Raw genomic sequence first — 25,568 nt, forward strand, 5'->3', positions numbered from 1 at the left:
GGATGAACGGACTGTATGCGACCTATCTCGTCCTTTTCTCGGGGGCGGCGATCGCGTGCCTGGGGAGTATCGTGCAGACGCGTCGCCTCGCGTCCCGGGAGGTGCGCCGGGGGCTGGTCGCGCTACTGGTTCTGTCGGGGCTGTGGGCGCTGGCGGTCGTCGTCGAGTTTCTCGTACCCGGCCTCGCCGCGAAGCGGTGGGCGCACATCGCCGGACTGGTGGTCGGGTTCGGGACGGTGTTCGCCTGGCTGTACTTCGTCTCTGCGTACACCGGCCGGGCGTACCACCGCGACCGGCGAGCGGTCGCCGCCGCGGGCGGGTTCTACGGCGTCGCGACGCTCGTGAAGGTGACCAACCCGCTCCACGGGGCGTACTTCTCGGCGGCGCTGTCGCCGACGCCGTTTCGCCACATGGCGGTCAGCTACGGCAGCGTCCACTGGCTCCTCATGGGTCTCGCCTACGCGCTCTCCGGGGTCGGGCTGTGGGCGCTGTACGACTCGTTCCGGGAGCGGGAGACGCCGCTGACGCTGTACCTGCTGGCCGGGACTATCGCGGTGCCCGTGGTCCCCACACTGGTCGGGTCGCTGTTCCCGGACCTGTTGCTCGGAGTTACCTACGAGCCGCTGGGCGTCGCCGTCTTCGCCGTCGGGGTGCTCTTCTTCGCCGAGGACTCCTTCCTGGAACTCAGCACGCCCGGGCACAGTCAACTGGTGGACATCCTCTCGGAGGGGGTGCTGTTGCTCGACGACGACGACACCGTCGTGAGTTACAACGACCACGCCGCGGCGGCCTACCCGTCGCTGACGGCGGGCGAGGACTCGCTGGCGGCACTCGACAACGCCCTCGCGGGCCTGTCGGTCGGCGACCAGCACGTCGTGAGCACCAGCGTCGAGGGGACGACCCGGCACTACCAGGCGACGAAGAAAGTAATCGAGGCTGGCCCGCAGTTCATCTCGGCGGCCGTCACGCTGACCGACGTGACGCGGCTGGTCCACCTGGAGGAGCGGACGCGGGTCCGCTCGGAGGTCAACGAGGCCATCGTCGAGGCGTCGACGGAGCGAGCGGCCAAAGAGAAAATCTGTGAGGTGCTCGCGGAGGTCGACGGCTACCGGTTCGTCTGGTTCGCCAGCGCCGACGGCGACAGCGCCGCCCGGGAACACGCCGCGGGGGACCCCGGGAGCTACCTCGACGAAATCGGGCTGGAGCCGTCGGCCGGGGACGCCGACCCGGTGGTCGAGGTGGTCTGTGAAGAGGAACGCTACCCGGGCGTCGTCGAGGTGGACGCCGACGGCGGCGGCTGGCACTCGCTGGCGGCAGCGCGGGACGTCACCGCCTGCATGACGCTGTCGCTGGAGCCTGGCGAGGACTGCGAGAGCGTGCTCGGGGTGTACACGACCGACGGTGACGGGTTCGGCGAGGCCGAGCAGGCGATGTTCGCGGAGATACGCGAGACCCTGCAACACGCACTCGCCGCCATCGAGGCCCACGAGGAGGCGCGGCGCTATCAGGAGGCGGTCAACCAGGCCGGCTACGGCCTGTTCATCATGGACGCCGACGGCACCATCCGCTACGTCAATCCCGCCTTCGAGGAGATAACCGGGTACGACGGCTCGGAAGCCGTCGGCCGGACGCCGGAGTTGCTCTCGAACGGCGACGGGACCGACAGCGGGATGTGGACGGCGGTGGCGGCCGGGTCCATCTGGGAGGGCGAGGTCCACAACAGGCGCAAGGGCGGCGAGCGCTACTGGGCCCACCGGACAGTCGCACCGGTCACCGACGAACGCGGCGACGTCACCGCGGTCATCGCCATCGAGGTCGACATCACCGACCAGCGGGTCAGAGACCAGCGCCTCGACGTACTGGACCGGGTGGTGCGGCACAACCTCCGCAACGGGATGAACGTCATCACGGGCAACGCCAGACTCGCGCTCGCTCGCGCCGAGGGGACGATGGAAAACGGGGAGAGCGCGGCGACGGAAAACGGGGAGAGTGCGGACATCGTCGGCCCCATCGAGAACATCGAGGACACGGCCTGGGACCTGATGCAACTCTCGGAGAAGGCCCACACCGCGGAGCGGCTCATCGGCGCGGGCGAGGGGACCGACCGGACCGTCGACGTCGGGGAAGTGTTCGACACCATCGGGGAGAAGCTGAGCGCGGAGTTTCCCGACGCCGACCTGGACGTCGTCCCGCCGACCAGTGCGGTGACCGTCGACGCCGCGCTGGAACCGGCGCTGTTCGAACTCGCGCACAACGCGCTCGAACACAACGACGGTGACCCGTCGCTGCGGGTCGAGGCGACCGTCGGCGACGGCGGGGAGGAGGTCACTGTGCGCGTCGCCGACGACGGGCCGGGCCTGCCGACACACGAGTGGCGCGTGCTCGAATCCGGGGACGAGTCGGCGCTGAAACACGGCAGCGGGCTCGGACTGTGGCTGGCGAACTGGCTGGTCCTCCAGTGTGGCGGGAGCCTCCACAGCGACGTCGACGACGGGGGAACGACCATCACGGTCAGGGTCCCCGTCCGCACCGCCACGGCCCCCGCTCGCTGAGACGCGACGAAACTGCGTTCCGAATACGTTAAATTTGAGCTACATTATTGAATGACCAATCAGATTTACAGCTATCTGGTGGATACTTTTTCAATAAGTGAGAATTGAGTGGTAAGGGTATTATAACCGGTGTCGGAAACCTTCGAATAGAGGGTTATCACCATGGCACTGATCGAGTGGGACGACAGCCGCTACAGCACCAGCGTCGAGAAGATAGACGAACAGCACCAGCGGCTCTTCGAGCTACTCAACGACCTCCACACGGCGATGGAGGAGGGCCGTGCGGAGGAGGAACTCGGCGACATCCTCCGGGAGCTGGAGGAGTACACGGAGTACCACTTCGGCGACGAGGAGACCATGATGAAAGACTGCGGGTTCGCACAGGACTGCTCCAGTTGCTTCCACGACCACCAGGAGATGCACGAGAACTTCGCGGCGAAGGTGAGCGAACTCCGCGAGAAACACGAGAACGGGGAGTACATCACGATGGAGGTGCTGGAGTTCGCCCGCGACTGGCTGGACTCGCACATCGCCGGCGACGACCAGGACCAGAGCTACGGCGACTACGTCCGGCAGGAACTCGACGGGTACAGCTTCGAGTAGGAGAGTGAGTGTCCCGAGCGTGGAGACGACAGCGGCGAGGTTCCTCGCCGCGTGAACCGACAGACAACGACACATGAGTGAACAACAGCAGCAGTTCGGACAGGGTGGGCTCAACGACGAGGTCGACGACGAGCAACTGGACGCGCTCGTCGGCCTCGACGAGGCAGACGTCGCGTGGCGCAAGGAGTTCGTCGGCTTCGACGACGGGGACGCCGCCCGCATCGCCGACCTCGAAGAGCGCCTCCAGGAGACGGCACCGGACGTCGCCGACGAGTTTTACGAGCGCCTGACCGGCGTCGAGGAGACCGAAGCGGTCATCGAGCGCTCGCCGAAGGGCGTCGAGGAACTGAAGCGAACCCAGCAGGCCTACTGGACCTCGCTGGCCGACGGGGCGTACGGGCCGGACTACTTCCGGACCCGCGCCCGCATCGGGAAGCTCCACGACCTGCTGGAGATGCCCGCCAGACAGTACGTCGGCCAGTACGCGTTCTACTTCGAGACCGTCCTCTCGATGGTGGCCGACCGGACCGAGGAGCGCGTGACCGAGACCCTCCAGGCGGCCGGCGTCGACAAGGAGACCATCGCGGAAGTCGGCAACGAGCTAGACGGCGGCGCGGAGACGGCGCTGTCGCTTCTGAAGCTGATGAACCTCGACATGCAGGTGGCGATGGACACCTACATCGAGAGCCGCGAGCAGGAGCTCCAGGCGGAGATGGAGCGACGGCGGGAGATAGCCGCCGACACCCAGGAGGCCGCCCGCGACCTCCAGGACTTCACGAGCGACGTCTCGAAGAGCGCCCAGCGCATCAGCGACCTCGCCGAGACGGAGTCCGGGAACATGGAGGAGATACGCGCGGAGATGTCGAACCTGAGCGCCACGGTCGAGGAGATAGCGGCGACCACCGACCAGGTCGAGACGACGAGCGAGCGCGCCCTCGAAGCCGCGGCGGAGGGCCAGCAGTCCGCCACCGACGCCATCGACGTCCTGGAGGACATCGACGACTCCGCGGACGAGATAGAGACCGGCGTCACCCGGTTGCAGGACCGCACCGAGGAGATAGGCGAGGTGGTCGACGTCATCGACGACATCGCCGAGCAGACGAACATGCTGGCGCTGAACGCCTCCATCGAGGCCGCTCGCGCCGGCGAGGCGGGCGAGGGCTTCGCCGTCGTCGCCGACGAGGTCAAGTCCCTCGCGGAGGAGTCACAGGACCAGGCCGACGACATCGAGGCGCTCATCGACGACGTACAGGCCGGCATCGAGGAGACAGTCGACAGCGTCGAGACCGCCGGCGAGCGCATCGACACCGGCATCGACCGGGTGGAAGACGCCCTCCAGCAACTCGACGAGATTCTCGGGGTCGTCGAGGAGGCCGCAAACGGCGTCCGGGAGGTCTCCGCCGCGACCGACGACCAGGCCTCCTCCACCGAGGAGGTCGCCAGCATGATAGACGACGCCGCCGACCGCATCACCGAGGTCAGCGAGGAGATAAACGAGGTCGCGACCGCCAGCGAGCAACAGACCGCGAAGGTGTTCAAGGTCACCTCCGACCTCAAGCAACTCAGCGAGGACCACTGACCGCGCACCCGTCGCTCACAGCATTTCTGCGACGACCGAACGAATCGCGTCGGGTTTCTCGACGGTCGCGAGGTGGCCACAGTCGTCGAGGATGGTCACATCCGCGCCCGCCCGGTCGGCGGCGCGGCGGGCCCACTCGGCGGGGAACATGTCGTCCTCGCTGCCGTGGACGAAGTGCGCCGGGACCGACAGCTCCCGGACGCGGTCGGAGTAGTCGGTGCGGTAGCCGCGGCGGGTGACCTCCGCGGCGCGGAACTTCCGGAAGGCAGCGCCGGCGTGTGGCTGCCGCGCCTCCGCCATGACGCGGTCGACCAGCGCGTCGGAGATGCAGTCGGGGTCGTGGACGAGCGAGGCGAGCGAGGCCTCGGTGAACCGACGACTGCGGGCGATGAGCGCGACGGAGACGTTGTTCGTGACCTGAATCTTCGCGAGCAGCCACGTCAGCAGCCCGTTGGGGAGGTCGCGGCCGAGGCCGAAGGCGTCGACGGGGACGACGGCAGCGACCCGCTCTGGGTGCTCCAGCCCGAGGCCGACGGCGATGCCACCGCCCATCGAGAGACCCGCGACGACGGGGTCGTCCAGGTCGAGTTCGTCGAGGAAGCCGCCGACCAGGCGGACGTGACGGTCCAGGGTGAGGGGACCATCGGGCATGTCGCTGTGGCCGTACCCCGGCAGGTCGAGCGCGTGAACTTCTGCCTCCGCGGCCAGCGGGCCGATGAGGTCGCGCCAGGAGATGTCGGCCGCGTCGATGATGCCGCCGTGGAGCAAGAGCAGCGGTCGCCCCTCGCCGGCCGTGAGGTAGTGCAAGCCGGTTCCCTCGACGGAAGCGACGTGGCTCGACACCTCGGTCCCTGGAACCCTCGGCGTCGGGTCTCTCGCTCGGACTGTCATACGAATGGATACCGTTCGAGACGCCAAGAATCCACGCACTGTCCGGTCACAGCCGCGAGGAAAACTGGGTTTCGCCGGCGGTAAGGCGAGCAATAGCGCGCCGCCGGAGAGTAACCGGCGAATACTTTTCAGCAATCTCGTCGTCCGTGCTCCCGCCCGGACGGCGCGGGAACGGGGGGACGGACCCGTCGCCGAGTCGCCGCGGAGTCACAGACCACCTATGGCAATACCGCTGGACGAACTCGCCATCTTCTTCGTGAGCCTGTTTACCATCTTCAGCCCCTTCGCACGAATCGGTGGCATCGCCACGATATCCGGCGTCTATCCGCGCGCCGCACAGCGACGGATGGCCGGACAGGTCAGCCTCAACTACACGCTCGTCATGCTCGCATCCGTCTGGTTCGGACCGCCGCTTTTGACCCTCCTGGGACTGACGGTGCCCGGACTGACTGCCACCGGGGGTATCGCCCTGCTCCTCACGGCGGGGCCCATGATGATGCATGGAAACCAGCGGGACGACGTGGACTACGAGGCGGACTCCGGGGACGGAGACTGGCATCGCGTCATCACCGTTCCGCTGACGTTTCCGCTCTCCGTCGGCGGCGCGACGGCCGCAATCGCCATCGCCGTCTCCGCGCAGTACCCCGCGACGAGGGACCGCGTGCTCCTCTCGGCAATCGTCGTCGGGATGGCCCTGGTCGTCGGGACGACGCACTACATCTCGCCGCTGATTGCCAACCGGCTCCGGGAGACCGGAGGGATGGACATCCTGACGCGGGTGTCGGGCATCATCCTCTCGACCATCGCCGTCCAGTTGCTCTTCAGAGGGGCGGTCGGCCTCTTGACCGACCTGGGCGTCACCCTGGGAGTGTGACCGGCGGTTCGACCTGTCCGACCACCGGTTCGTGAGAGGGTGGCAGGGGAGTCGCAACAACGCATTTTGTCGGCCGGGTCGTAGTTCTCGGGTGGAGCCTGCTCACCCGTCACCGACGTGACGGGGTGCACTGTCGCTCACTGCCCCCAGCCACACCAATGAGAGACTGCTATCCGCCCAGTTGTCCACTCCCCGGCCGCCGGCACGGGACCGGTCGTTCCCGGCTGTTGCACCAGTCCCCGGCAGGCGGGAGGACAGTCGAGCCGACGGGACGGCCGCGCCAGGGACGCGAGCGATGACGACGACTCTCGGCGAGATCGACAGTGTCCTCGTTCTCGACGTCTTCGTCCTGCTTCTGATAGGGATGGGACCGAAGGTAGCGCTGGTACCGTTTCTCGACGTGACCGCCGAGATGGACGACGAGACGCGGAGAGAGGTCGCAGAACGGATGATACGGACTGCCGTCGTCGTGGCGCTGGTGCTGGTGGTTTTCGGCTCACTGCTCATGCGGCTCCTGCATTTCTCCAGGGACTCGCTGTTCATCGCCGGCGGAGTCGTCTTCTTTCTCCTCGCGCTCCGGATGATTGTCTCCGGCCAGCGCGAGGAGGACCACGAGGAGACGACGAGCGACCGCGACCCGATGGAGACGGCACTGTACCCCCTGGCCGTCCCCTACCTGCTGAACCCCGTCGGAATCACGCTGCTCGTGACCTTCTCCGGCGCGCTCGACTCGCTGGTCATGCTGGCGGTGCTCGTCGTGCTGGTCCTGCTGGTCGGTGCCTTCGATTGGCTGGTCTTCACGAACGTGGACCGGGTCGCGGCCAATCTGGACGAGTCGCGCCTGGCCGTCACCGAAACGGTCTTCGGCGTGCTCCTGGCTGCCCTGGCAGTCGAGTTTATACTCGACGGGCTCGCCGGCCTCGACATCATCCCCCACGGGGTCCTCTAACGGGGGTCGACCGACGGGACCTACGCGCCGAGTTGCTGGAGGAGTCCCACCGTGTCCTCGACGATGCCCGTCTCGACGATGCGGCCGTCGTCGATGTGGTGAATCTCCATGCGGTCCACCTCGACCTCAGCGCCGGTCGCGTCCACGCCCAGCACGGACCCCTCGTGCGTGCCCGTCCACCGCAGCCGGAGTGCAATCTTGTCCCCCTCCGAGACGACGTCCTCGATGGTGAGTTCCAGGTCCGGGAACGCGTCCCGATACCGGGAGACGAACGTCCAGTAGCCGTCGCGGCCGACGCGGTCGTCCTCGTCGTCGAGGAACAGGACGGTACCCTCGTCGAGGACGCGCGCTAGCGGGTCTCGCTTGCCCTCGTTCCAGACGTCTTCGACCAGCGTGCGGACGAGTTCCTCGTTCTCGGCCGGGGCCGACAGTTGCGTCACGACGGGCGTCGCGCTCACGCGACTCATCGTCGAAATCGGCATTTCGACCTCGGCTGCCTCCAGCTGGCGGAGCAGACTCCACTGTTCGATCAGGAGCCACATGTCGGCGATTCGCCCGTCCCGGAGGTGGTCGATGCGGATACCCGAGAGAGTGACCTCCTGTCCGGTCGGCTCGATGTCCAGCAGCGTGCCGGAGTGGGTTCCGGTGGCCGTCCAGCGCGTCGCCACCGCGTCCGGCTGAACGACCATCTCCTCGATGTCGAACGTCAGGTCGGGGAAGGCCTCCCGTATCTGCCTGCTGAACGCCACCAGTGCCTCGATATCCAGCGGTCCCGGTTCGGCGGCCGGTTCGTCCTGGAGGTAGTTGCGGAGCTGCGTGAGTCCGGTCGGGAACCGTGCCTCGAAGCCCGGCAGGATCCACTCGTCGGTCTCGGCCTGCGTCTTGCCCGCCCAGGTCGCCTCGACTGACTGGCGGACCCGTCGCCGGTCCCGTTCGGTGTCGAGAAACCGCTCGGCCTGGGCGGTCCCGTGGTCCCAGAGCCGATCGAGAAACCGGGGCGCACGGTCCAGTTTCGTCGCGTAATCCAGGCGACCGTTCGACGATATCAGCGCCTCCTCCAGGTTTATCGTCTTCACCTCGATTGGGTCGTAGACGTCTTCGAGGGCACCCTTGGCTTCCCACTCATTCAGCTGTCGGATGAACTCCAGTTCCTGGTTCACGGAGAGGTTGCCGCCGAGTTCGTTGCGTCTGTCCGCGATGGTCTCGATGTCGGTCGGGATGTCGTCGTCGCGCTGCGGGTTTATCTGGATAATCCAGAGTTCGTCGGCGTGGTCCAGACGGTCCTGCGTCCGGCCGAAGAGATTTCCGAGGGGCGGGTTCTGGGAGAACAGGCCGTCCCAGTACCAGCGGGTCGTCCCGTCGGACTGGGTCACGGGCGCAGCCTGGAAGATGTTCGGCACGGACGCCGAAGCCAGGACGGCGTCGTAGGTCACGTCCCGCTCGGTGAAGGTCCGGAAGGTGCCACGCTGGACGTCCACGGCCCCGAGGTCGAGACGGGGCGGCAGCGGGTCGGTTCTCCCGACGACCGACGCGAGGTCGTCCGGGTCGATGGCGTTTTCGAGCGTCGTGCGCAGCACGTCCCGGCCCCAGTCCGAGGCCGGGGTGTCGTACGGGCTGAACGTCGGCATCGGGACGCCCATCCCCTGGGCGCGGACCATCCCGACGCCCACGGCGTTGACCATCGCGTCGAACAGCTCCTCGGCCTTGAGGTCCTCCCAGATCTGTGCGAGGAGGTCTCTGGCCGTCTCGCGGCCCGCGTCGCGGCCATCGCGCGCGAGGCCGAACCAGGTCGCGAAGGCACAGATTGCGCCGCCCGAGGTGCCGCTGATGCCGACGATGTCGTAGTCGACCGACTCCTCGGCGAGCAACCGGTCGAGGACGCCGGCCGTGAACACGGTGTGGCTGCCCCCGCCCTGACACGCGATTGCGACGGTCGGCCGGGGCGTATCACTCGTGGACATCGTAATCTGGTGACTCGGACGGGTCAGTGCTGCCGGTCGCGACCCGTCCGGTGCGGGAGGTGTCTGTGCGTCGAACGGCTGCAGTCCAGGCATCCGCCCCCTCGGCTGTGCGGGCGGTACTGGCCGTCGTCAGTGAGTCGCTGGACCTCGTCGGCGAGTCGGTGCCATGGCCGTCGGTGGCCAGGCCGGAGATGTACTGGGTGGTCATGCTCTTGGAGATTGTCCCTCCCGCGGTCACGTCGGGGCCAGTCGTCACCGCGGACTGGTGACACAGGTCCGTCCCTCGGAGTCCGACGACTTTGTTATAGAGGGGCGATAGCGCCGCCAGGTCCACCCGCTGTCGACGACCGCGGGGCTGAGCGCCGGTAAGGTGGACTTACTTGCAGCGCGGAGCCGCCGCGGTCAGAACTCGCTTTCGGGGGCGGGGACGCCCTCGTCGCCGCCGTCGAGGTCGTGGTCCTCCCGCAACTCGCGGATGCGGTCGCGGATGTCCGCGGCGAGTTCGAACTCCAGGTTGTCTGCGGCCTCCTGCATCCGTTCCTGGAGGTCCGCGACGGCGCGGGCGGCCTCCTCGTCGTCGTCGGGGTCGAGGCTGCCCGCGCCGCCGGTATCGGTCTTGCTCCCGGGCAGGTTCGTCTCGCCGACGGCCTTCTCGATGGTCGCCGGTTCGTGGCCGTGCTCCTCGTTGTACTCCTGCTGGATGCGCCGGCGGCGCTGGGTCTCGTCGATGGCCGACTCCATCGCCCCGCTGGGTTCGTCCGCGTAGAGGACGACGGTGCCGTTGACGTTCCGGGCGGCGCGGCCCATCGTCTGGACGAGCATCGTCTCCGAGCGCAGGAAGCCCTCCTGGTCGGCGTCGAGAATCGCCACGAGCGACACCTCGGGGATGTCCAGGCCCTCGCGGAGGAGGTTGATGCCGACGATGCAGTCCAGGTCGCCCAGACGGAGCGACCGGATGAGTTCGTGTCGCTCCAGCGTGTCCGTCTCGTCGTGCATGTAGGCCACGTCCAGGCCCGCCTCCTCCAAGTACTCGGTGAGGTCTTCCGCCATGCGCTTGGTGAGCGTCGTCACGAGCGCGCGCTCGTCGTCGGGCAGCGATTGCAGGCGGTCGATGAGGTTCTCGACCTGCCCCTCGACGTCGGCCACCTCGACCGCGGGGTCGACGAGGTAGGTGGGACGGACGATCTGCTCGACGACCTGCTCGCTCGCCTCGCGCTCGTAGTCGGCGGGGGTCGCAGAGACGTACAGCGTCTGGTCGGTCTTCTCCTCGAACTCCTCGAAGGTCAGCGGGCGGTTGTCGAACGCCGTGGGGAGACGAAAACCGTTCTCGACCAGGCTCTCCTTGCGCGATTTGTCCCCTTCGAACTGGCCGCGAATCTGTGGCAGCGTCTGGTGGGACTCGTCGACGACGGTGAGGAAGTCGTCGGGGAAGTAATCCAGCAGCGTGTACGGCGCGTCGCCGCTCTCGCGGTCCGAGAGGTGCACCGAGTAGTTCTCGATGCCCGAGCAGTAGCCCGTCTCCTCCATCATCTCCAGGTCGAAGGTGGTGCGCTCCTCGATGCGCTGGGCGGCCACCATGTCGCCCGCCCGCTCGAAGTAGCGGATGCGGTCCTGGAGGAGGTCCCGAATCTCGTCCATCGCCCGCTGCAGGCGCTCCTCGGGGATGGAGTAGTGCTCGGCCGGGTGAATCAGCGCCGCGGGTTCCTCGCTCTTGACCTCGCCCTCCAGCGGGTCGAGTTTGCGGATGCGGTCGATTTCGTCGCCCCAGAACTCCACGCGTAGCGCGTAGCGGCCGTACATCGGATAGATTTCGACGGTGTCCCCGCGCACGCGGAAGGTGCCCTGCGTGAAGTCCACGTCGTTGCGCTCGTAGTTGAGGTCCACGAGACGCCCCAGCAGTTCGTCCCGGTCTAGCTCCTCGCCCTGCTCCAGACGGAGGCTCATGTCGACGTAGTTCCGGGGGTCACCGAGCCCGTAGATGGCCGAGACGCTCGCGACGACGATGACGTCGTCTCTCGTGAGCAGCGACCGCGTCGCGGAGTGGCGCAGGCGGTCGATTTCGTCGTTGATGGAGGCGTCCTTGTCGATGTAGGTGTCCGTCTGCTCGACGTAGGCCTCTGGCTGGTAGTAGTCGTAGTAGGAGACGAAGTATTCGACGGCGTTGTCCGGGAACAGTTCCCGGAACTCCTCGTAGAGTTGTGCGGCCAGCGTCTTGTTGTGGGCGATCACGAGGGTCGGCTTCTGTAGCTCCTCCATGACCCAGGAGACGGTGTTGGTCTTACCCGACCCCGTGACGCCGAGCAGGGTCTGTTTCTCCATGCCCTGGCGGTAGCCGTCGACCAGTTGCTCGATGGCTTCGGGCTGGTCGCCGGCGGGAGAGAACGGTGCGTCCACGCGGAAGTCGTGGTCGACGTCCGGACGGTCCGGTGAGAGGGGGCCACCGCTGTCGCTCATTACGCGACGGTAGGGCTGGACGGACTTGAGGGGTGCGTCTCGCGGCGGCGTTCCCCAACGACTTTACCGGCAGTGGGTGAAGGCGTCGCCATGGATACGGACAACTTCACGACCGGCGAGAAACTGACACTCGGCGGCGGCGTCCTCGCGGTTCTCGGGGCGTTCCTGCCCTGGGTCTCGGCGGGGTTCATCACTATGACTGGCATCGACGGCGACGGCGTGTTCACGCTCGTCTTCGGCGTCATCGCGGGTGGACTCGTCGTCATGCGCGACTGGGAGAGAGGGGACGTCCTCGGCGTCGGCCTGCTCGGCGTGCTGACGCTGCTTGTCGCCGGCAACGTCTTCAGCAGCACCGGGAGCCAGGTCGGCAGCGCGGCAATCGAGTTCAGCGTCAGTGCCGGCATCGGGCTGTATCTCACGCTGGTCGCCGGCCTGCTGTTGCTCGCCGGCGCGGCCTACGGCTACCGGAACGACGAGTCGAGTCCGCAGGAACGGGCGGTCAGCTTCGACTAGACGACCGCCAGAGGGAGTCAGAGAACAGTTCACGAGGGAGACCCCAGGGTGGTTGCGGACGAATCTCCTGTTCAGTAAACCTGCGTACGGGCCGTTGATTTCTTACCATTTCTCAGACACATTCGAATAGCCGTGCGAGGTACAGAGCGCGTATTCAGCACGCCTCCCGTCTGGTTGGTCGTGGGTCACTCAGTTGTTCAAAAAACACTTTGGTGTGTAATGGTACCAGTATACATGGGAAGACGTCGTAGTCGTACAGCGGTGAGAGTATGCACCAACAGACAGAAGAGATACCGGCGAAGGTCGAGTCACCAGACGCGAATATTCAACAACTGACCGACTTCGGAACGCTCGAGGGACGGGGGTTCGACGTCGCCCGTGGGACGATGTCTGCTGGCGTCGACGTCACGGGGCTGCTTGAAGGGCTGGAAAACGACCTGTGCCAATGTCCCCACTGGGGATACATCATGGACGGCGCGGTTCATGTCCGATACTCTGACGGGACCGAAGAAATACACAAGGCGGGTGAGGCCGTCTACTGGCCTCCCGGACACACGCTTTTCACGGAGGACGAGAGTGTCGAGTTCGTCCTGTTCAGTCCACAAGACGAGCATAGTCACGTCCTTGACCACGTCGTGCAGAAGATGAGCGACATGGAAGAATAATAACAACGACGGTTGTACACCCCCAGTCGACTACCTCCTCACTATTTCGGCGATTCGAATCCTGATCGATTGCTGAAGATACCCTCTGAGTTTGGTGTCAATCTTCTGTGAGACCAAGTTGTTCGGACACCCTCTGGGGGTTGTGGTAGAGCCGAGCTTCCTGCACTTTGCCGTCTGCAACCAGGATCTTATCCATCCCCCTGATCTCAAATTCGCGTCCAGTCGGGGGGATTCCCTTGTACTCCCCTTCGTGTGTTCCCGTTATCGTCCATTCTTTCATAACGATCCCGTCATCCACAAGCAGATCGTCGGCGACGACGTACCAGTCGGGAAACGCCGAGCGAAGCTTGCGGAGGTACGCCTCAAATGCCTCGCGTCCGTGAAGCTTGCCCTCGGGGAGAGACGAATTGTAGAATGTGATCGACTCGGCAACTACGTCTAGCTTCGAGAAGTCTCCGTTCCACAAGTCCTCGTAGTCCTGGTACGTATTCAGCGTCTGTTCGTGCTCGGTGGTGCTGGCTTCCGCCATGGATTGACTCACCCAATTCAGATTCGGTTGCCCGGGAGGATATTACTACTCGGTGAGAGCGTTCCCAACCCTTGCGAACGTTCCCGCCTTGTGCAACGGTTGTCGGATACCACCGTGGCCCTCTCTGCTATTCCGTGTTTCTCCCGGGCCAACTATTAGATAGGATCTGACCGTATTCTCGGCATATGACAACAAATGACATGGATCCCGCGCTGGAGGCCATCCAGTTCTTTGCGAATTCGGCCAACAGCGTCCGGGTGTTCGAGGCACTCGCCAACGGGGTGACGACGAGCAGTACCCTCGCCGAGCGCACGGGCGCATCGCGGTCAACGGTCGCGCGGATTCTCGACGAGGGGGAGTCCCGGGGGTGGGTCGAATCCGAAGGACGTCGATACGAACTCACGTACATGGGAGAGGTCATGATTGAGGAGTTTCAAACACACCTGGAGACAGTCGAAGGAGCGCAGCAACTCAGGGACGTGATCAATCAGCTCCCGGAACCGGCCCGGGAACTGGACATTCGCCATCTCCGTGACGCCGAGATTACGACCCCATCTGAGGAGTGGCCGCAGGCTCACTTCAAACGGGCACTGGAACTGTACCGAACGGGCGAGACGTACCGGGGACTCACACAGATCGCTCCGGAGATAATCGTCCGGACGCTCGCGGATGGAGTCGAACGAGGGCAATTAGAACTCGAGGGGGTCATCGAAGCCGCATTTATTGAGGAACTCCTTGACAGCCCGGAACGGGCGGCTCCGTGGCACACGTTCGCCGATCAAGTATGGGTGTACGACGGTCAGATTCCAGTCAACATGCATCTCATCGATGGCCGCGTAGTCCTGTGGTTTGATCGTTCAGGGGGCAATCGAGTGCGTGGAGAGGGATTGTTAGAAAGTGAACATCCAGCTGTGGTGTCGTGGGCTGAGTCACTCTACGAAAAGTACAAATCAGAGGCCGAACCGTTCGATTCGACAATGTTGCCCGAAGCCTAATGGAATTGTTCTCTGGCCGGAGTCAACTAGCATACACCAGCGCGTACTACAACCTGATTTCAGGTTAAATCGGGCGACATGATCCAATAGCGTACTGAATACGTCCTCTATATCTTGCACACTCTTTTACAGATACTGAATATATTGACTGAGTAACTGGTGATGAACTACTGGTGGTTCTCAGGAGCTGTGACTGCGTACCTGGAGGTTGACTTTCGGAAAACGGCGTTCCACAGTCAGAAACTGCTGGTAGACGCAATTGTGTCAAGAACCTCAAACTACAGCCAACCCCCTGATCTAAACCCCTCCATCTCTGATAGGATTTCAGAGGTTGCTGGATACACAGCGCGTATGCAGCACGTCGCACACCGAGAGTCGAAACTGTCTGATTCGGCCAGTACAGTCTGCGTGAGCAGTTGGCTGAACTCCACGACGGATCGGAAGTGAACACATATATCCGACAACCGTGGACCTTTGCTTTATATGCAATTCTGTGACGAGTGTGGTTCGATGATGCACACGGAGGGCGATACGTGGGTGTGTCGCTCCTGTGAGAACGAGGAGTCGCGGGACTCGCAAGCAGAATCGACGATGGCGACCCGGGATGTGCAGCGGGACGACGGGGCACCCGACGTGGCCGACGCGACCCGGGGCTCCGGCGAGACGATGCAGGAGCCTTGTCCGGCGGACGACTGCGACAGCGACCGGGCCTACTACGAGATGATGCCGAAGCCGGGCGGCTCCTACGAGGTTCGGCTGTTCACCTGCGTCGAGTGTGGGCGCAAGTGGCGCGAGTTCTGACGGCACATCTCGCGAACCCCGCCGCTCAAATATGCACAGACTGCCACATCAGACTCTCGACTACCCTCCTACCACCGGACGATCATTCTCTGTCGCGGACAGCGTTTCTAGAAGGTACCCGACATGTCGATGTGGTGTGCTAGAGACATCCACTGTAGTGATCGGTCAGTGAGCGTGGTTAGTTGTCGCGTTGCTCCTGTTCGAGAATGTGTGCCTTCTTGTCGATGTTGTCGAGTTCACGGGCACCCTCGGTGTTGCCACCGCCGTGTGAAGACCGAACCGAGAAATCGAGCCGAGACGGAACAAATCGACGGCCCTTCGACTCGTCATCACCCCCTTCTGACGTGAGGCCTACCGTCTCGGCCAGCCAGTGGAGGGTCTTGCGGAACATGTCCATACATTTGAATTTCGGCATGATAAACGTTCATGCCATCAGCTGTATCGAGCACCGGACGGGGACGAGAACCGTTCCAGAACGCCCGCTATCGCTTTTCTGGCGCGAGCGCCTCGACCGTTCGCTCGGCCATCGCTTCCTCCGTGCCGACGGGGATGACCACGATTGGCTCGTCGATTGCGTCCAGCGCCGCTACCTCGTCGAACTGCCCCCGCGCCTCTTCGGGCGTGCCCGCGACGCCCAGCGCATCGACCATCTCGTCGGTGACTGCCGCGCGAGCCCCCTCCCGGTCGCCGTCGCGCCACGCACTCGCCACCTCGTCTGCGGCGTCGGGGAACTGCCGCGCGACCGAGCGCCGGTAGCCCTCGCCGCTGCCGACGTAGTACGCGAGGTGACCGCGCACCGCCGCCCGCGCCTCCGCCGGGTCCTCGCTGACCGCCGAGGGGACGTAGGGGGCGGTCTCGATATCCGCGGGGTCCCGCCCGGACTCGCGGGCCGTCTCTGCGACCGTCTCGAAGGCCGCGCCGAGGTCGTCGAACGGGATGAGATGCGGGAGCCAGCCGTCGGCCGTCCGGCCGGTCGCTCGACGGTTCGCCGGCCCGAGCGCCGCGGCGTAGACCGGTACGTCCGCGCCGAGCGACGGAAAGTCCGCGACCTCGAACATCTCTCCGTCGTAGGAAACTCTGCCCTCCGCGGTCAGGAACGCCTTCGCGAGTTCGACCGTCTCGTGGAGGCGCCGCGGCGGGTTCTCGAAGGCCATCCCGTGGAGGTCCTCGACGACCTTCGGGGTGCTCGTCCCGACGCCGAGGCGGACCCGGTCGCCCGCAGCGTCGGCCAGCGTGGCCGCGGCCTGCGCGAGCGTCGCGGGCGAGCGACCGTAGACGTTGACGATAGCGGTCCCGAGCGTCACCTCGTCGGTGACGGCAGCGGCACGGGTCAGCGCGACGAAGGCATCCCGGCCCCAGAGTTCGGGCGTCCAGACGGAGTCGTAGCCGAGTGACTCCGCGCGTTCGGCGAAGGCAGCGACACCGCCGTCGTCCTCGGGGACGAGCGCACCAGTTGGCATGGGAGGACCGACGGCGGACGCGGTAAAAAAGCCGACGTGTCCCGCCTGGGGTCAGTTGCCCTGGTGTTCCTGGATGCGCTCGCGCCAGGCGTCGGGCATCGGTCTGGGTTCGCGGGCCTCCGGGTCGAACGTGACCATCAGCGTCTCCGCCGTCGCGGCGACGTCGCCGTCGGCGTGGATTTCGTACTCCAGCGGAATCGAGGAGGTACCGAGTTCGCCGGCGCGGACGGCGACGGTGACCTCCTCGCCCCAGTCGATGGGGCGCTCGAAGTCGATGTGGAGGTCGGCGACGACGGCCCCCGTCTCCATCAGCGGTTCGCCGATGACGTCCTCGATGAACTGGACGCGGGCCTGCTCCAGATACGTCGCGTAGACCGCGTTGTTCACGTGGCCCATCGCGTCGATGTCACGGAAGCGGACGGTGAGCGACACCTCGTACTCGAACTCGGACATACGAACGCTGTGGCTGCCGGACAGTTCCCTCTGTCGGATTCCCACGTAGGAACTTCGGCCGCCGCAACGGCTTTCCGACCCGGTTGCGTACGGCGGTGCATGACCGACCTCGCCGAGGCGGAGTGGCGGCTCATCCGCGAGGAGACACGGCCGGGGCCGCTGAACATGGCGCTGGACGAGATCGCCGCCGAGACGGCCGCGGCGGGCGGTCCGCGAACCGTCCGGGTCTACCGCTGGGAGCCGAGCACGCTCTCGCTGGGCTACCACCAGGACCCCGCGACCATCGACTGGGACTTCTGCGAGCGCGAGGGTATCACCGTCACCCGCCGTCCGACCGGCGGCGGGGCCATCTACCACGACAGCGACGGCGACATCTCCTACTCCGTCGTCGCCCCCGCCGAGGAACTCCCCGGGAACCTGATGGACAGCTACGAACTCCTCTGCCAGCCACTGTTCGACGCCTTCGATGCGATGGGCGTGGACGCGGCCTTCGCCGAGAGCGAACAGCCGGCGATTCACGAGCCAGCGTGTTATCTGCGGGAGTTGCACCCCGCCCACGACGTGCTGGCCGGGGACGGCCGGAAGATAAGCGGCAACGCGCAGTACCGCCAGCGTGACAGCATCATCCAGCACGGCTCGGTGACCTACGCACGGACGACGGAGCGCCACCTGAACTGCTTCGCCGACCCGCCAGACAGTGATACCTTCGAAGGAAGGGTTACCTCCGTCCGCGAGCAGTCGGGCCTCGACCGACAGAGCGCCGTCGACACACTCGAAGCGGCCCTCGAGGAGTGGTCTGATGCCTACGAAGGAGAGTGGACCGAGTCGGAGCTCGACCGCGCCAGGGAGCGCGCCGAGCGCAAGTACGCCAGCGACGCGTGGACCCGCGAGCAGCGAGGACGAACGTAGTGAGTCCTCGACAGGCGAGCGGGGAGTGAAACGACCCGCGAGCAGCGAGGACCCGACGGACGGGTAGCGAGCGGCCGGAGAACAACGAAGTTCCTATTGGGGCCCGGTCCGACTGGCCGGTATGTCACTGCGAGTCGGCGCACACGCCTCCATCGCCGGGGGCGTCGACAACGCCATCGACGAGCAACGCGAGTACAGCGGCAACTGCGGCCAGATTTTCTCCCACTCCCCGCAGGTCTGGCAGGACCCGAACATCGGCGACGACGAGGCCGAGAAGTTCCGCGAGGGCGCGGCCGAGTACGACCTGGGACCCTGGGTCATCCACTCCTCCTACCTCGTCAACCTCTGCACGCCGAAAGACGACCTCCGCGAGAAGTCCGTCGACTCGATGCAGAAGGAGGTCGACGCCGCCGCGAAACTCGACGTCGACTACGTCAACGTCCACCTGGGCGCTCACACCGGCGCGGGCGTCGACGGCGGCCTCGACAACGCCGCCAGCGCGCTGGACGAACTCGACGTGCCCGACGGCGTGACGGTCCTCATCGAGTCCGACGCCGGCAGCGGGACGAAGCTGGGTGGCGACTTCGAGCACCTCGCCACGGTCATGGAGCGTACCGACCAGGACCTGGAGGTCTGTCTCGACACCGCCCACATGTTCGCGGCGGGCTACGACCTCTCGACGCCGACGGCTGTCGACGAGACGCTGGCCGAGTTCGACGACGTCGTCGGCGCGGACGACCTCGCCTGCGTCCACCTCAACGACTCCAAACACGAGTGCGGGACGAACAAGGACGAACACGCTCACGTCGGCGAGGGTCTCATCGGCGCGGACGGCATGCGCGCGTTCGTCAACCACGACCTGATTCGCGACGTTCCGCTGGTGCTGGAGACGCCGACGGAGAACGGCAAGAGCTTCGCCTGGAACGTCGAGCGCGTGAAAGAACTGCGCGAGTAACGACAGGTTCGGTCCACCGGGAGTCCGCCACAGTGCGGGCGGCCGAGATATGCTTCTGACCCGCACAGTTCCCCCCGCGTGTACCCGGTCACCGCCAGAGCGAGGGCTTTAGTTACCGTCTCCGCTACGGCAGGTGTGCGCCAGTTCACCGCCGAGTACCTCGACGCGACCCGCGAGGGGATGTGGGAGGACTCCAGGGCGGCGCTCGCCCCGCTCGAACTGGGAGCGTGCGAGCGGGTGCTGGACGTCGGTGCCGGGACGGGCGAGTTGACCCGCGTCCTCCGCGAGGAATCGCCCGGCCAGGTCGTCGCGCTCGACGCCGACGCCGGCCTGCTCGCCGAGGTCACGGACCCGCGGGTCCGCGGCGACGCGACGCGCCTGCCCTTCCCGGACGACGCCTTCGACCTCGTGGTCTGTCAGGCCCTGCTGGTGAACCTCCCCGACCCGGCGGCGGCGGTCCGGGAGTTCGCCCGCGTCTCGCGGGACCGCGTGGCGGCAATCGAGCCGGACAACAGCGCCGTCACCATCGAGTCCACGGTCGAAGCGGAGGCCCCGCTGGCCCGGCGCGCGCGGGGCTCGTACCTGGACGGAGTCGAAACAAACGCCGCGCTCGGGGCTGCCCGGGAACTCTTTGCCGACGCGGGACTGGCCGACGTGACGGTGCGCTCGTACGACCACGAGCGGACCATCGAGCCGCCGTACACGGAGACGGCGCTGACCGCCGCCAGGCGCAAGGCCAGCGGCGAGGGCCTGGGCAGCGACCGGGAGACGATGCTCGCCGGCGAGACGACACCCGAGGAGTTCGACGCGCTCCGCCAGGAGTGGCGCGCGATGGGACGGACGGTCATCGAACAGATGCAGGCCGGCGAGTATCGACAGCGCGAGGTCGTCCCCTTCTACGTCACCGTCGGCACAGTCGAGTGAGTTAGTCGGCCGATTGCGGCGGGGTCTCCTTCGTCAGGTCGGCCGCGAGTTGCTCCGGGTCGGTCTCCGCGACGTGCGTTACTGCGGTGGCCTCGTAGAGGTCCGTCGAGAGGTAGCGCTCGCCGAAGTCCGGCACGATGGCGACCACGAGGTCGTCGGGGTTGTCCGCGGCGACCTGCCGACCCGCCTCCACGGCGGCACCGGCGGAGATGCCGGCGAGCACGCCCTCCCCCTCCGCGAGTTCCCGCGACCGCTCGACGGCCGTCTCGCGGGGGACTGGGATTGCGTCGTCCAGCAGGTCCGTCCGCAGAATGTCCGGGACGAACCCCGCACCGATGCCCTGCAGCGAGTGCGAGCCGGGTTCCTCACCGGAGAGGACCGCCGAGTTCGCCGGTTCGACCGCGATGGAGCGGACGTTCGCACCGACGTCCTCCTTGAGGTACTCCGAGACGCCGGTGATGGTGCCGCCGGTGCCGACGCCCGCGACGACGGCGTCAACCTCGCCGTCGGTGGCCTCCCAGATTTCGGGGCCGGTCGTCTCGCGGTGGATGGCGGGGTTGGCCGCGTTCTGGAACTGCTGGGGGACGAAGCTGTCGTCCAGTTCGTCGGCGAGCGCGTCGGCGTACTCGATGGCACCGTCCATGCCGTCGTCGCCGTCGGTGAGGACCACCTCGGCACCGAGCGCCGAGAGCAGCGTCCGCCGCTCCTCGCTCATCGAGTCCGGCATCACGAGCACCATGTCGTACCCGCGGGCGGCGCTGGCGGCCGCCAGGCCGATGCCGGTGTTGCCACTGGTCGGTTCGACGATGGTGGTGTCCTCGTCGACCCACCCCTGTTCTTCCGCGTGGTCCAGCATCGCCGTCCCGATGCGGTCCTTCACCGAGTTGGCGGGATTGAAGAACTCCAGTTTCCCGACGAGGTTGGGCGCGAAGGTGTCCAGTCGGACGAGCGGTGTGTCGCCGATGAGGTCTGTCACGTCGTCGGCTATCGTCATCGCGGAGGTCTTGACGATTCCCCCGGAAGCGAGCTTTCCCGTCCTGTCGTGGGCCTTTTTGACACCAGAAAGTTTTGACCGCTCGGTCCGAACCGGGCCGTGTGACAGCCACTCCCTTCGACCAGTTCGACCACGACTCGCACATGGACCGCGCCATCGAACTCGGCCGCGAGGCCGCCGCCCGCGGCGACCGGCCATTCGGGTCGGTGCTCGTCCGCGACGACGCCGTCGTCATGGAGGCGTCCAACCGCGTCGTGACCGAGGACGACGTCCGCCGGCACCCGGAACTGCACCTGGCCCACCGGGCGAGACGCGAGTGGGAGCCCGAAGCCCGCGCGGAGACGGTGATGTACACGAGCACCGAGCCGTGTCCGATGTGCGCCGGCGGCATCCGCCACGCCGGCCTCGGCCGGGTCGTCTACAGCGTCGGCGCGGACGAACTCCGGGAGTTCACCGGCGGGACCGTGTCGGTCCGCGCGGCCGAGATTCTCGACGGCGTGGCCGACGTGGTGGGTGGCGTCAGAAACGAAGCGGGCCGGGACCTCCACGCGGAGTTCTGGAAGTGAGTCAGACCACGTCACCGCGGACGGACGCGCCGTCCTGTTGCTCGCGGTACTGCTGGATGGTCTCTGCGGCGGTCTCGGCCTCGCCCTCGTCGACGCCGAGCATCTCCAGCGCGCCCGAAAGCGTGGGGAAGACGTACTCGCCGGTCCGGAGTTTCTCGAAGGCCTCCTCGGAGCGCTGGCCCTCCAGCCAGAGGCAGGCCCCGCGTGGGTCCAGAATCTCGCGGTAGTTCTCGCGGGCCATCGCGCCCTTCAACCGCTGGGTGACGTTGTCCTCGAAGGAGGCGTTGCAGACCTCCAGGTGGATGGGTTCGTCCTCGTCGACCAGGTGCGCAGCCAGGCACTGCTCTGGGGCGGCGTGGCCGTTGCTGTTGGCCCGCAGGTGCTCGGTGTGTTCGTCGGCCCAGGCGGCGCGAACGGTCTTGCCGACGCCCTCGACGCCGTGGGAGTCGACGAAGTCGCTCTCGCGGTCGGCGTCGCCGTGAAAGAGCAGGTCCTTCGTGAGGTAGACGTCGATGCGCTCGACGGGGTCGAGACCCAGCGCGACGTCGCCGAAGACCCACACCTCCCGGACGGGCACGGGCATCGTCTCCTCGGCGACGGTGTCGACGAGTTCCGCCACGCGGTCGACGGCTCGTTCGCGGGCCCAGTCGGTCATTGGACGCTATTGGACGCGAACGTGCAAAATCGTTTCACTTCCCGGCGCGGTGCCACTCGGCCGACGCATCGAGGTCCGCACAGGCCTGGTTGGCCTCTGTTTTGGTCGTTCCGACGTAGCGCTCGCGGCCGGCGGGCGAGCGGTGGCGCAGGACGGCCGTCTCCGCGGTGACCTCGTAGACGGCGACGTGCCGCGGGGAGGCGTCGTGTTCCCACCGGGCAACCAGCGTCGCCCGGTCGTCCTCGCGGGTCACGCGCTCGCCGAGCATCCAGCTCAGCGCGTTCGCCGTCTCCAGTTCGACCGGGACGACGTTCGAGAATCCGGACCCTGTCCCTGAATGCCCACCGTGGCTCGACATATCCCACAACTGTCGGGCGATTCTCATAAGTCGGTCGGTTGGCGGCTGGAGTCGAAACGGTCAACCCCGACGCGGCGCTACGCGGGGGCAATGGACTGCGACAAGTGCGACGAGTCCGCGGTGATGCACGCCGCCTACTCGGGGCTGCACCTCTGTGAGGAGCACTTCTGTCGCTCGGTCGAACGCCGCGTCCGCAAGCGCATCCGCGACGACAACCTCCTGCCGGACGAGACGACGCCAGAGGACCCCGAGACGTGGGTCGTCGGGCTCTCCGGCGGGAAAGACAGCGTGGTACTCACGGAGATTCTGGCGGAGACCTTCGGCGCGGACCCGCGCGTCGAACTCGTCGCGCTGTCGATTCACGAGGGCATCGAGGGCTACCGCGACGAGAGCTTAGAGGCCTGCCGGGAACTCACCGCCGACCTCGACATCCGTCACGAGGTCGTCACCTACGACGACGAGTTCGACGTCCGCATGGACGAGGTGGTCGAGGACGACCCGCACGACATGTCAGCCTGCGCATACTGTGGGGTGTTCCGCCGGGACGTGCTGTCCCGCTACGCCGACGAGCTCGGCGCTGACAAACTTCTGACTGGTCACAATCTCGATGACGAGGCCGAAACCGCGCTGATGAATTTTCTGGAGGGCGATATCACGCAGATGGCAAGTCACTTCGACGCCAGTCTCGGCCCGTTCGAGGGGGCCGAGGATGGCCGCACCCGCGGGGACAGCGAGGCGTTCGTCCCGCGGGGGAAGCCACTCCGGGACGTCCCCGAGAAGGAGGTCGCACTCTACGCGCACCTCCGCGACCTGCCCGCGCACATCACCGAGTGTCCCCACGCCGACGAAGCGTACCGCGGGGAGATTCAGGAGTTGCTCTACGAACTGGAAGAGAACCATCCCGGGACGCGCCACTCCATCATGGCCGGCTACGAGGAACTGGCCGGCATGGCCGCTGCCGAACACCGCGGCGAGGGCCAGGAGGAGTACCGCGAGTGCGAGCGCTGTGGCGGCCCCACCCGGCGGGAGGTCTGCCGGAAGTGCAGCCTGCTGGACGCGCTCGCCTAGAACAGGAAGAGGCCGATAGCCGCGAGCAGGCCGGCGATACCGAGGAACACGCCCGCCAGTCCGTAGGCGTCGCCGACGTCCGCCCGCGAGTCGAGATAGAACCCGGTGAGAAGCATCAGAACGCTCACGCCGAAGACAGCGAGGGGGAGCGTGCTGATTCCCCGGGCGTGTCCGGTGTGGGCGAGCGCAGTAGCCGGGACTGTGGCGACGGCGACGAGACCGGCCGCGAGCGAGAGAAGTCGCCGGCGCAGACGGTCCCGCGGTCGGCGAGAACGCTCGGGAGGGTGGCGGCGCTCACTCACCATACCGACGGGTCGGCCACCGGGTTAATGAGTGTTACACACTGCGGCCGAGAAAGCGCGACGCGAGTGGTTCACCCCGAGGGGGAGTCGACCGAGGACCTCAGTCGGTCCGGACGACGTCGAGGCCGTTGTTCTGTTCGACCTGGCGCTGGCCGCCGTCGGTCTCGCCGAACTCGCGGCCGTCCTGCTGGAAGTTGTCGGCCGCGTCGAACGACGACGTGTCGTCGACACCCTCAATGGCCTGCCGGGACTTGTTGGCCTGCTTCTGGGTGGTCGGACCGAGGACCTGGGCGCTCTGGACGCCGGTCATGATGGCCATGACGCGGACCTTGCCCTTGTACTCCTGCTGGATGCGCGCGCCCCAGATGACGTTGGCGTCGGCCTCCAGCCGGTCGGTGATGTTCTGGGCGATGCCCTCGGCCTCCTGCAGCGTGAGGTCGGGGCCGCCGGTGATGTGCACCAGGCCGCCGCTTGCGCCGCGGTAGTCCACGTCCAGCAGCGGATGGTTCATCGCGTCCTTGACCACCTCCTCGGTCTTGTTCTTGTCCTGTGTCTCGCCGACGAGCATCACCGCGACCCCGCCCTGGTTCATGATGGAAGTCATGTCGGCGTAGTCGAGGTTGATGAGCGACGGCTGGGTGATGGTCTCGGAGATGCCCTTGACGGTCTCGGCGATGATCTGGTCCATGACCGAGAAGGCCTTGCCGATGGGCAGGTTCGGGACGTAATCGAGCAGGCGGTTGTTGTCCAGCACGATGATGGAGTCGGCCTCGTCGCGGAGGCGCTCCAGTCCCTCTTCCGCTTTCACCGTGCGCGCGCGCTCGACGTTGAACGGTGTCGAGACCATGCCCACGACGATGGCACCCTGTTCTTTGGCGATCTTCGAGACGACGGGTGCGGCACCGGTACCGGTCCCGCCGCCCATGCCAGCAGTCACGAAGACGAGGTCTGCGTCACCGAGTACCTCCTTGATGGTCCCCTGGGCCATCTCCGTCGCGCGCTCGCCCATCGAGGGGTCGCCGCCCGCGCCGAGCCCGTTGGTGAGGGACTTGCCGACCAGAATCTTCGTGTCGGCCTCGATCATCTTGAGGTGCTGTTTGTCGGTGTTGATTGCGATGGTCTCCGCACCGTCGACGCCGATGTTGTACAGGCGGTTGACGGTGTTGTTGCCTGCGCCACCGCAGCCGATGATGACGATGCGCGGGTCACCGAACCCGTCGACGTCGTCCATCTGCTTTTGCTCTTCTTCGTCGCGCTGGAGGGCCTCGTTGACGATATCCTGCATCGTTAGACCCTCGCCCAGGTGCGCTTCTTGCGGCGCTGGCGTTTCTCGGACGGGCGCTCCTGACCAGTCTCCTGCTCAGCGAGCATCTCGCGCACCGCCGACCGGATGGCTTCGCTCCGGTTGGGGTACTCCCCCGTCTCGACCATCTGTTCGACCTCTTCGATCTGCTGCTTCGGAATCCGTAGTGTCACACGCTCCATATTTTTCGTTCCCCTGTTGGGTAAGACGGGGACGGGTTTACACCGCGCCCACTCGTCTTACACAGGAAAAACG

At 66.2% G+C, this 25,568-nt stretch carries 27 protein-coding genes and 1 pseudogene; 14 read left to right on the plus strand and 14 right to left on the minus strand.

What is annotated here, in order from left to right:
• Window positions 1–2: 2 nt before the first annotated feature.
• The 3 genes and pseudogenes from WDJ57_RS08025 to WDJ57_RS08035 all read left to right on the plus strand — a co-directional run bounded on the left by WDJ57_RS08025 (window position 3) and on the right by WDJ57_RS08035 (window position 4,734).
• Complete coding sequence (locus WDJ57_RS08025; RefSeq protein WP_338905419.1) at window positions 3–2,552, plus strand: PAS domain-containing protein; 2,550 nt, start codon at window positions 3–5, stop codon at window positions 2,550–2,552.
• A 162-nt stretch (window positions 2,553–2,714) separates the two neighbouring features.
• Window positions 2,715–3,152 (plus strand): annotated as a pseudogene (locus tag WDJ57_RS08030) (bacteriohemerythrin); the annotation flags it as partial.
• A 76-nt stretch (window positions 3,153–3,228) separates the two neighbouring features.
• Entirely contained in the window at window positions 3,229–4,734 is a 1,506-nt protein-coding gene (locus WDJ57_RS08035) for a globin-coupled sensor protein (protein ID WP_338905421.1), read from the plus strand.
• A gap of 15 nt (window positions 4,735–4,749) precedes the next feature.
• Here WDJ57_RS08035 and WDJ57_RS08040 read toward each other — a convergent pair whose 3' ends face one another.
• Window positions 4,750–5,625 carry an alpha/beta fold hydrolase gene (locus WDJ57_RS08040; RefSeq protein ID WP_338905422.1) on the minus strand — a complete coding sequence of 292 codons (876 nt, stop codon included), beginning with the start codon at window positions 5,623–5,625 and terminating at the stop codon, window positions 4,750–4,752.
• 220 nt (window positions 5,626–5,845) lie between these two features.
• On the opposite strand from WDJ57_RS08040, the gene WDJ57_RS08045 reads away from it, so the two are divergent.
• On the plus strand, window positions 5,846–6,499 hold the full coding sequence (locus WDJ57_RS08045; RefSeq protein WP_338905423.1) for a MarC family protein: 654 nt from the start codon (window positions 5,846–5,848) through the stop codon (window positions 6,497–6,499).
• A 295-nt stretch (window positions 6,500–6,794) separates the two neighbouring features.
• Complete coding sequence (locus WDJ57_RS08050) at window positions 6,795–7,448, plus strand: MarC family protein (RefSeq protein WP_338905424.1); 654 nt, start codon at window positions 6,795–6,797, stop codon at window positions 7,446–7,448.
• Between the two features lie 20 nt (window positions 7,449–7,468).
• Here the strand turns inward: WDJ57_RS08050 and WDJ57_RS08055 are convergent, their stop codons facing one another.
• From WDJ57_RS08055 to uvrB, 3 genes are all read right to left on the minus strand, one after another.
• On the minus strand, window positions 7,469–9,409 hold the full coding sequence (locus WDJ57_RS08055; protein WP_338905426.1) for an ester cyclase: 1,941 nt from the start codon (window positions 9,407–9,409) through the stop codon (window positions 7,469–7,471).
• Window positions 9,396–9,617 (minus strand): hypothetical protein, encoded by a 222-nt coding sequence (locus tag WDJ57_RS08060; RefSeq protein ID WP_338905427.1) that lies wholly within the window; start codon window positions 9,615–9,617, stop codon window positions 9,396–9,398. Before WDJ57_RS08060 ends, WDJ57_RS08055 begins: the two co-directional genes overlap by 14 nt.
• Window positions 9,618–9,811: 194 nt before the next feature.
• Window positions 9,812–11,863, minus strand: a complete 2,052-nt coding sequence (gene uvrB / locus WDJ57_RS08065) for an excinuclease ABC subunit UvrB (RefSeq protein ID WP_338905428.1) — start codon at window positions 11,861–11,863, stop codon at window positions 9,812–9,814.
• A 90-nt stretch (window positions 11,864–11,953) separates the two neighbouring features.
• On the opposite strand from uvrB, the gene WDJ57_RS08070 reads away from it, so the two are divergent.
• Entirely contained in the window at window positions 11,954–12,376 is a 423-nt protein-coding gene (locus WDJ57_RS08070; RefSeq protein WP_338905429.1) for a hypothetical protein, read from the plus strand.
• Window positions 12,377–12,645: 269 nt separating this feature from the next.
• Window positions 12,646–13,041 (plus strand): cupin domain-containing protein, encoded by a 396-nt coding sequence (locus WDJ57_RS08075; RefSeq protein ID WP_338905430.1) that lies wholly within the window; start codon window positions 12,646–12,648, stop codon window positions 13,039–13,041.
• Window positions 13,042–13,138: 97 nt separating this feature from the next.
• Here WDJ57_RS08075 and WDJ57_RS08080 read toward each other — a convergent pair whose 3' ends face one another.
• Window positions 13,139–13,570 carry an ester cyclase gene (locus WDJ57_RS08080; RefSeq protein WP_338905431.1) on the minus strand — a complete coding sequence of 144 codons (432 nt, stop codon included), beginning with the start codon at window positions 13,568–13,570 and terminating at the stop codon, window positions 13,139–13,141.
• 185 nt (window positions 13,571–13,755) lie between these two features.
• Between WDJ57_RS08080 and WDJ57_RS08085 the strand changes: the two genes are divergently transcribed.
• Window positions 13,756–14,565, plus strand: a complete 810-nt coding sequence (locus WDJ57_RS08085) for a helix-turn-helix transcriptional regulator (protein ID WP_338905432.1) — start codon at window positions 13,756–13,758, stop codon at window positions 14,563–14,565.
• A 483-nt stretch (window positions 14,566–15,048) separates the two neighbouring features.
• Complete coding sequence (locus WDJ57_RS08090) at window positions 15,049–15,366, plus strand: RPA12/RPB9/RPC11 RNA polymerase family protein (RefSeq protein ID WP_380629200.1); 318 nt, start codon at window positions 15,049–15,051, stop codon at window positions 15,364–15,366.
• A gap of 178 nt (window positions 15,367–15,544) precedes the next feature.
• On the opposite strand, the gene WDJ57_RS08095 is transcribed toward WDJ57_RS08090, so the two are convergent.
• From WDJ57_RS08095 to WDJ57_RS08105, 3 genes are all read right to left on the minus strand, one after another.
• Window positions 15,545–15,757 (minus strand): hypothetical protein, encoded by a 213-nt coding sequence (locus WDJ57_RS08095; RefSeq protein ID WP_338905433.1) that lies wholly within the window; start codon window positions 15,755–15,757, stop codon window positions 15,545–15,547.
• Window positions 15,758–15,848: 91 nt separating this feature from the next.
• Window positions 15,849–16,826: an LLM class flavin-dependent oxidoreductase gene (locus WDJ57_RS08100; RefSeq protein WP_338905434.1), complete on the minus strand. Its 978-nt coding sequence runs from the start codon at window positions 16,824–16,826 to the stop codon at window positions 15,849–15,851.
• A 51-nt stretch (window positions 16,827–16,877) separates the two neighbouring features.
• Window positions 16,878–17,279 (minus strand): acyl-CoA thioesterase, encoded by a 402-nt coding sequence (locus WDJ57_RS08105; RefSeq protein WP_338905435.1) that lies wholly within the window; start codon window positions 17,277–17,279, stop codon window positions 16,878–16,880.
• A gap of 99 nt (window positions 17,280–17,378) precedes the next feature.
• Here WDJ57_RS08105 and WDJ57_RS08110 point away from each other — a divergent pair, with 99 nt between their 5' ends.
• The 3 genes from WDJ57_RS08110 to WDJ57_RS08120 all read left to right on the plus strand — a co-directional run bounded on the left by WDJ57_RS08110 (window position 17,379) and on the right by WDJ57_RS08120 (window position 20,067).
• Entirely contained in the window at window positions 17,379–18,188 is an 810-nt protein-coding gene (locus WDJ57_RS08110) for a lipoate--protein ligase family protein (protein ID WP_338905437.1), read from the plus strand.
• 121 nt (window positions 18,189–18,309) lie between these two features.
• Window positions 18,310–19,143 (plus strand): deoxyribonuclease IV, encoded by an 834-nt coding sequence (locus WDJ57_RS08115; RefSeq protein ID WP_380629203.1) that lies wholly within the window; start codon window positions 18,310–18,312, stop codon window positions 19,141–19,143.
• Between the two features lie 135 nt (window positions 19,144–19,278).
• On the plus strand, window positions 19,279–20,067 hold the full coding sequence (locus WDJ57_RS08120) for a class I SAM-dependent methyltransferase (protein WP_380629205.1): 789 nt from the start codon (window positions 19,279–19,281) through the stop codon (window positions 20,065–20,067).
• A 1-nt stretch (window position 20,068) separates the two neighbouring features.
• Here WDJ57_RS08120 and cysK read toward each other — a convergent pair whose 3' ends face one another.
• Entirely contained in the window at window positions 20,069–21,061 is a 993-nt protein-coding gene (gene cysK, locus WDJ57_RS08125; protein WP_338905438.1) for a cysteine synthase A, read from the minus strand.
• Between the two features lie 101 nt (window positions 21,062–21,162).
• Between cysK and WDJ57_RS08130 the strand changes: the two genes are divergently transcribed.
• A complete protein-coding gene (locus WDJ57_RS08130) occupies window positions 21,163–21,627 on the plus strand; it encodes a nucleoside deaminase (RefSeq protein ID WP_338905439.1) in 465 nt (154 codons plus the stop codon).
• A gap of 1 nt (window position 21,628) precedes the next feature.
• Here WDJ57_RS08130 and WDJ57_RS08135 read toward each other — a convergent pair whose 3' ends face one another.
• On the minus strand, window positions 21,629–22,282 hold the full coding sequence (locus WDJ57_RS08135) for a DUF7095 family protein (protein ID WP_338905440.1): 654 nt from the start codon (window positions 22,280–22,282) through the stop codon (window positions 21,629–21,631).
• A gap of 34 nt (window positions 22,283–22,316) precedes the next feature.
• Window positions 22,317–22,640 (minus strand): hypothetical protein, encoded by a 324-nt coding sequence (locus WDJ57_RS08140; protein WP_338905442.1) that lies wholly within the window; start codon window positions 22,638–22,640, stop codon window positions 22,317–22,319.
• Between the two features lie 90 nt (window positions 22,641–22,730).
• Here WDJ57_RS08140 and ncsA point away from each other — a divergent pair, with 90 nt between their 5' ends.
• Window positions 22,731–23,708, plus strand: coding sequence for a tRNA 2-thiolation protein NcsA (gene ncsA / locus WDJ57_RS08145; RefSeq protein ID WP_338905445.1), 978 nt, complete (start codon window positions 22,731–22,733; stop codon window positions 23,706–23,708).
• Here ncsA and WDJ57_RS08150 read toward each other — a convergent pair.
• The 3 genes from WDJ57_RS08150 to WDJ57_RS08160 form a co-directional block, all read right to left on the minus strand.
• A complete protein-coding gene (locus WDJ57_RS08150) occupies window positions 23,705–24,013 on the minus strand; it encodes a hypothetical protein (protein ID WP_338905447.1) in 309 nt (102 codons plus the stop codon). The two genes, ncsA and WDJ57_RS08150, sit on opposite strands and share 4 nt — an antisense overlap.
• 97 nt (window positions 24,014–24,110) lie before the next feature.
• Entirely contained in the window at window positions 24,111–25,295 is a 1,185-nt protein-coding gene (ftsZ, locus tag WDJ57_RS08155; RefSeq protein WP_338905448.1) for a cell division protein FtsZ, read from the minus strand.
• 2 nt (window positions 25,296–25,297) lie between these two features.
• The gene (locus WDJ57_RS08160) at window positions 25,298–25,495 is read right to left on the minus strand and encodes a ribbon-helix-helix domain-containing protein (protein WP_338905449.1); all 198 of its coding nucleotides are present in this window, start codon (window positions 25,493–25,495) and stop codon (window positions 25,298–25,300) included.
• Window positions 25,496–25,568 lie beyond the last annotated feature (73 nt).

This window comes from Salinibaculum sp. SYNS191, from assembly GCF_037338445.1.
Lineage (GTDB): Archaea > Halobacteriota > Halobacteria > Halobacteriales > Haloarculaceae > Salinibaculum > Salinibaculum marinum.

Excerpts from the sequence above, each read along its gene's own strand:
- WDJ57_RS08045 (WP_338905423.1), top strand. The coding sequence starts at position 5,846 with ATGGCAATACCGCTGGACGAACTCGCCATCTTCTTCGTGAGCCTGTTT.
- cysK (WP_338905438.1), bottom strand. The coding sequence starts at position 21,061 with ATGACGATAGCCGACGACGTGACAGACCTCATCGGCGACACACCGCTC.
- WDJ57_RS08115 (WP_380629203.1), top strand. The coding sequence starts at position 18,310 with ATGTCACTGCGAGTCGGCGCACACGCCTCCATCGCCGGGGGCGTCGAC.
- ncsA (WP_338905445.1), top strand. The coding sequence starts at position 22,731 with ATGGACTGCGACAAGTGCGACGAGTCCGCGGTGATGCACGCCGCCTAC.
- WDJ57_RS08105 (WP_338905435.1), bottom strand. The coding sequence starts at position 17,279 with ATGTCCGAGTTCGAGTACGAGGTGTCGCTCACCGTCCGCTTCCGTGAC.
- WDJ57_RS08055 (WP_338905426.1), bottom strand. The coding sequence starts at position 9,409 with ATGTCCACGAGTGATACGCCCCGGCCGACCGTCGCAATCGCGTGTCAG.
- WDJ57_RS08050 (WP_338905424.1), top strand. The coding sequence starts at position 6,795 with ATGACGACGACTCTCGGCGAGATCGACAGTGTCCTCGTTCTCGACGTC.
- uvrB (WP_338905428.1), bottom strand. The coding sequence starts at position 11,863 with ATGAGCGACAGCGGTGGCCCCCTCTCACCGGACCGTCCGGACGTCGAC.
- WDJ57_RS08140 (WP_338905442.1), bottom strand. The coding sequence starts at position 22,640 with ATGTCGAGCCACGGTGGGCATTCAGGGACAGGGTCCGGATTCTCGAAC.
- WDJ57_RS08080 (WP_338905431.1), bottom strand. The coding sequence starts at position 13,570 with ATGGCGGAAGCCAGCACCACCGAGCACGAACAGACGCTGAATACGTAC.
- WDJ57_RS08040 (WP_338905422.1), bottom strand. The coding sequence starts at position 5,625 with ATGACAGTCCGAGCGAGAGACCCGACGCCGAGGGTTCCAGGGACCGAG.
- WDJ57_RS08070 (WP_338905429.1), top strand. The coding sequence starts at position 11,954 with ATGGATACGGACAACTTCACGACCGGCGAGAAACTGACACTCGGCGGC.
- WDJ57_RS08100 (WP_338905434.1), bottom strand. The coding sequence starts at position 16,826 with ATGCCAACTGGTGCGCTCGTCCCCGAGGACGACGGCGGTGTCGCTGCC.
- WDJ57_RS08035 (WP_338905421.1), top strand. The coding sequence starts at position 3,229 with ATGAGTGAACAACAGCAGCAGTTCGGACAGGGTGGGCTCAACGACGAG.
- WDJ57_RS08075 (WP_338905430.1), top strand. The coding sequence starts at position 12,646 with ATGCACCAACAGACAGAAGAGATACCGGCGAAGGTCGAGTCACCAGAC.
- WDJ57_RS08085 (WP_338905432.1), top strand. The coding sequence starts at position 13,756 with ATGACAACAAATGACATGGATCCCGCGCTGGAGGCCATCCAGTTCTTT.
- ftsZ (WP_338905448.1), bottom strand. The coding sequence starts at position 25,295 with ATGCAGGATATCGTCAACGAGGCCCTCCAGCGCGACGAAGAAGAGCAA.
- WDJ57_RS08135 (WP_338905440.1), bottom strand. The coding sequence starts at position 22,282 with ATGACCGACTGGGCCCGCGAACGAGCCGTCGACCGCGTGGCGGAACTC.
- WDJ57_RS08025 (WP_338905419.1), top strand. The coding sequence starts at position 3 with ATGAACGGACTGTATGCGACCTATCTCGTCCTTTTCTCGGGGGCGGCG.
- WDJ57_RS08110 (WP_338905437.1), top strand. The coding sequence starts at position 17,379 with ATGACCGACCTCGCCGAGGCGGAGTGGCGGCTCATCCGCGAGGAGACA.
- WDJ57_RS08160 (WP_338905449.1), bottom strand. The coding sequence starts at position 25,495 with ATGGAGCGTGTGACACTACGGATTCCGAAGCAGCAGATCGAAGAGGTC.
- WDJ57_RS08150 (WP_338905447.1), bottom strand. The coding sequence starts at position 24,013 with ATGGTGAGTGAGCGCCGCCACCCTCCCGAGCGTTCTCGCCGACCGCGG.
- WDJ57_RS08090 (WP_380629200.1), top strand. The coding sequence starts at position 15,049 with ATGCAATTCTGTGACGAGTGTGGTTCGATGATGCACACGGAGGGCGAT.
- WDJ57_RS08095 (WP_338905433.1), bottom strand. The coding sequence starts at position 15,757 with ATGTTCCGCAAGACCCTCCACTGGCTGGCCGAGACGGTAGGCCTCACG.
- WDJ57_RS08060 (WP_338905427.1), bottom strand. The coding sequence starts at position 9,617 with ATGACCACCCAGTACATCTCCGGCCTGGCCACCGACGGCCATGGCACC.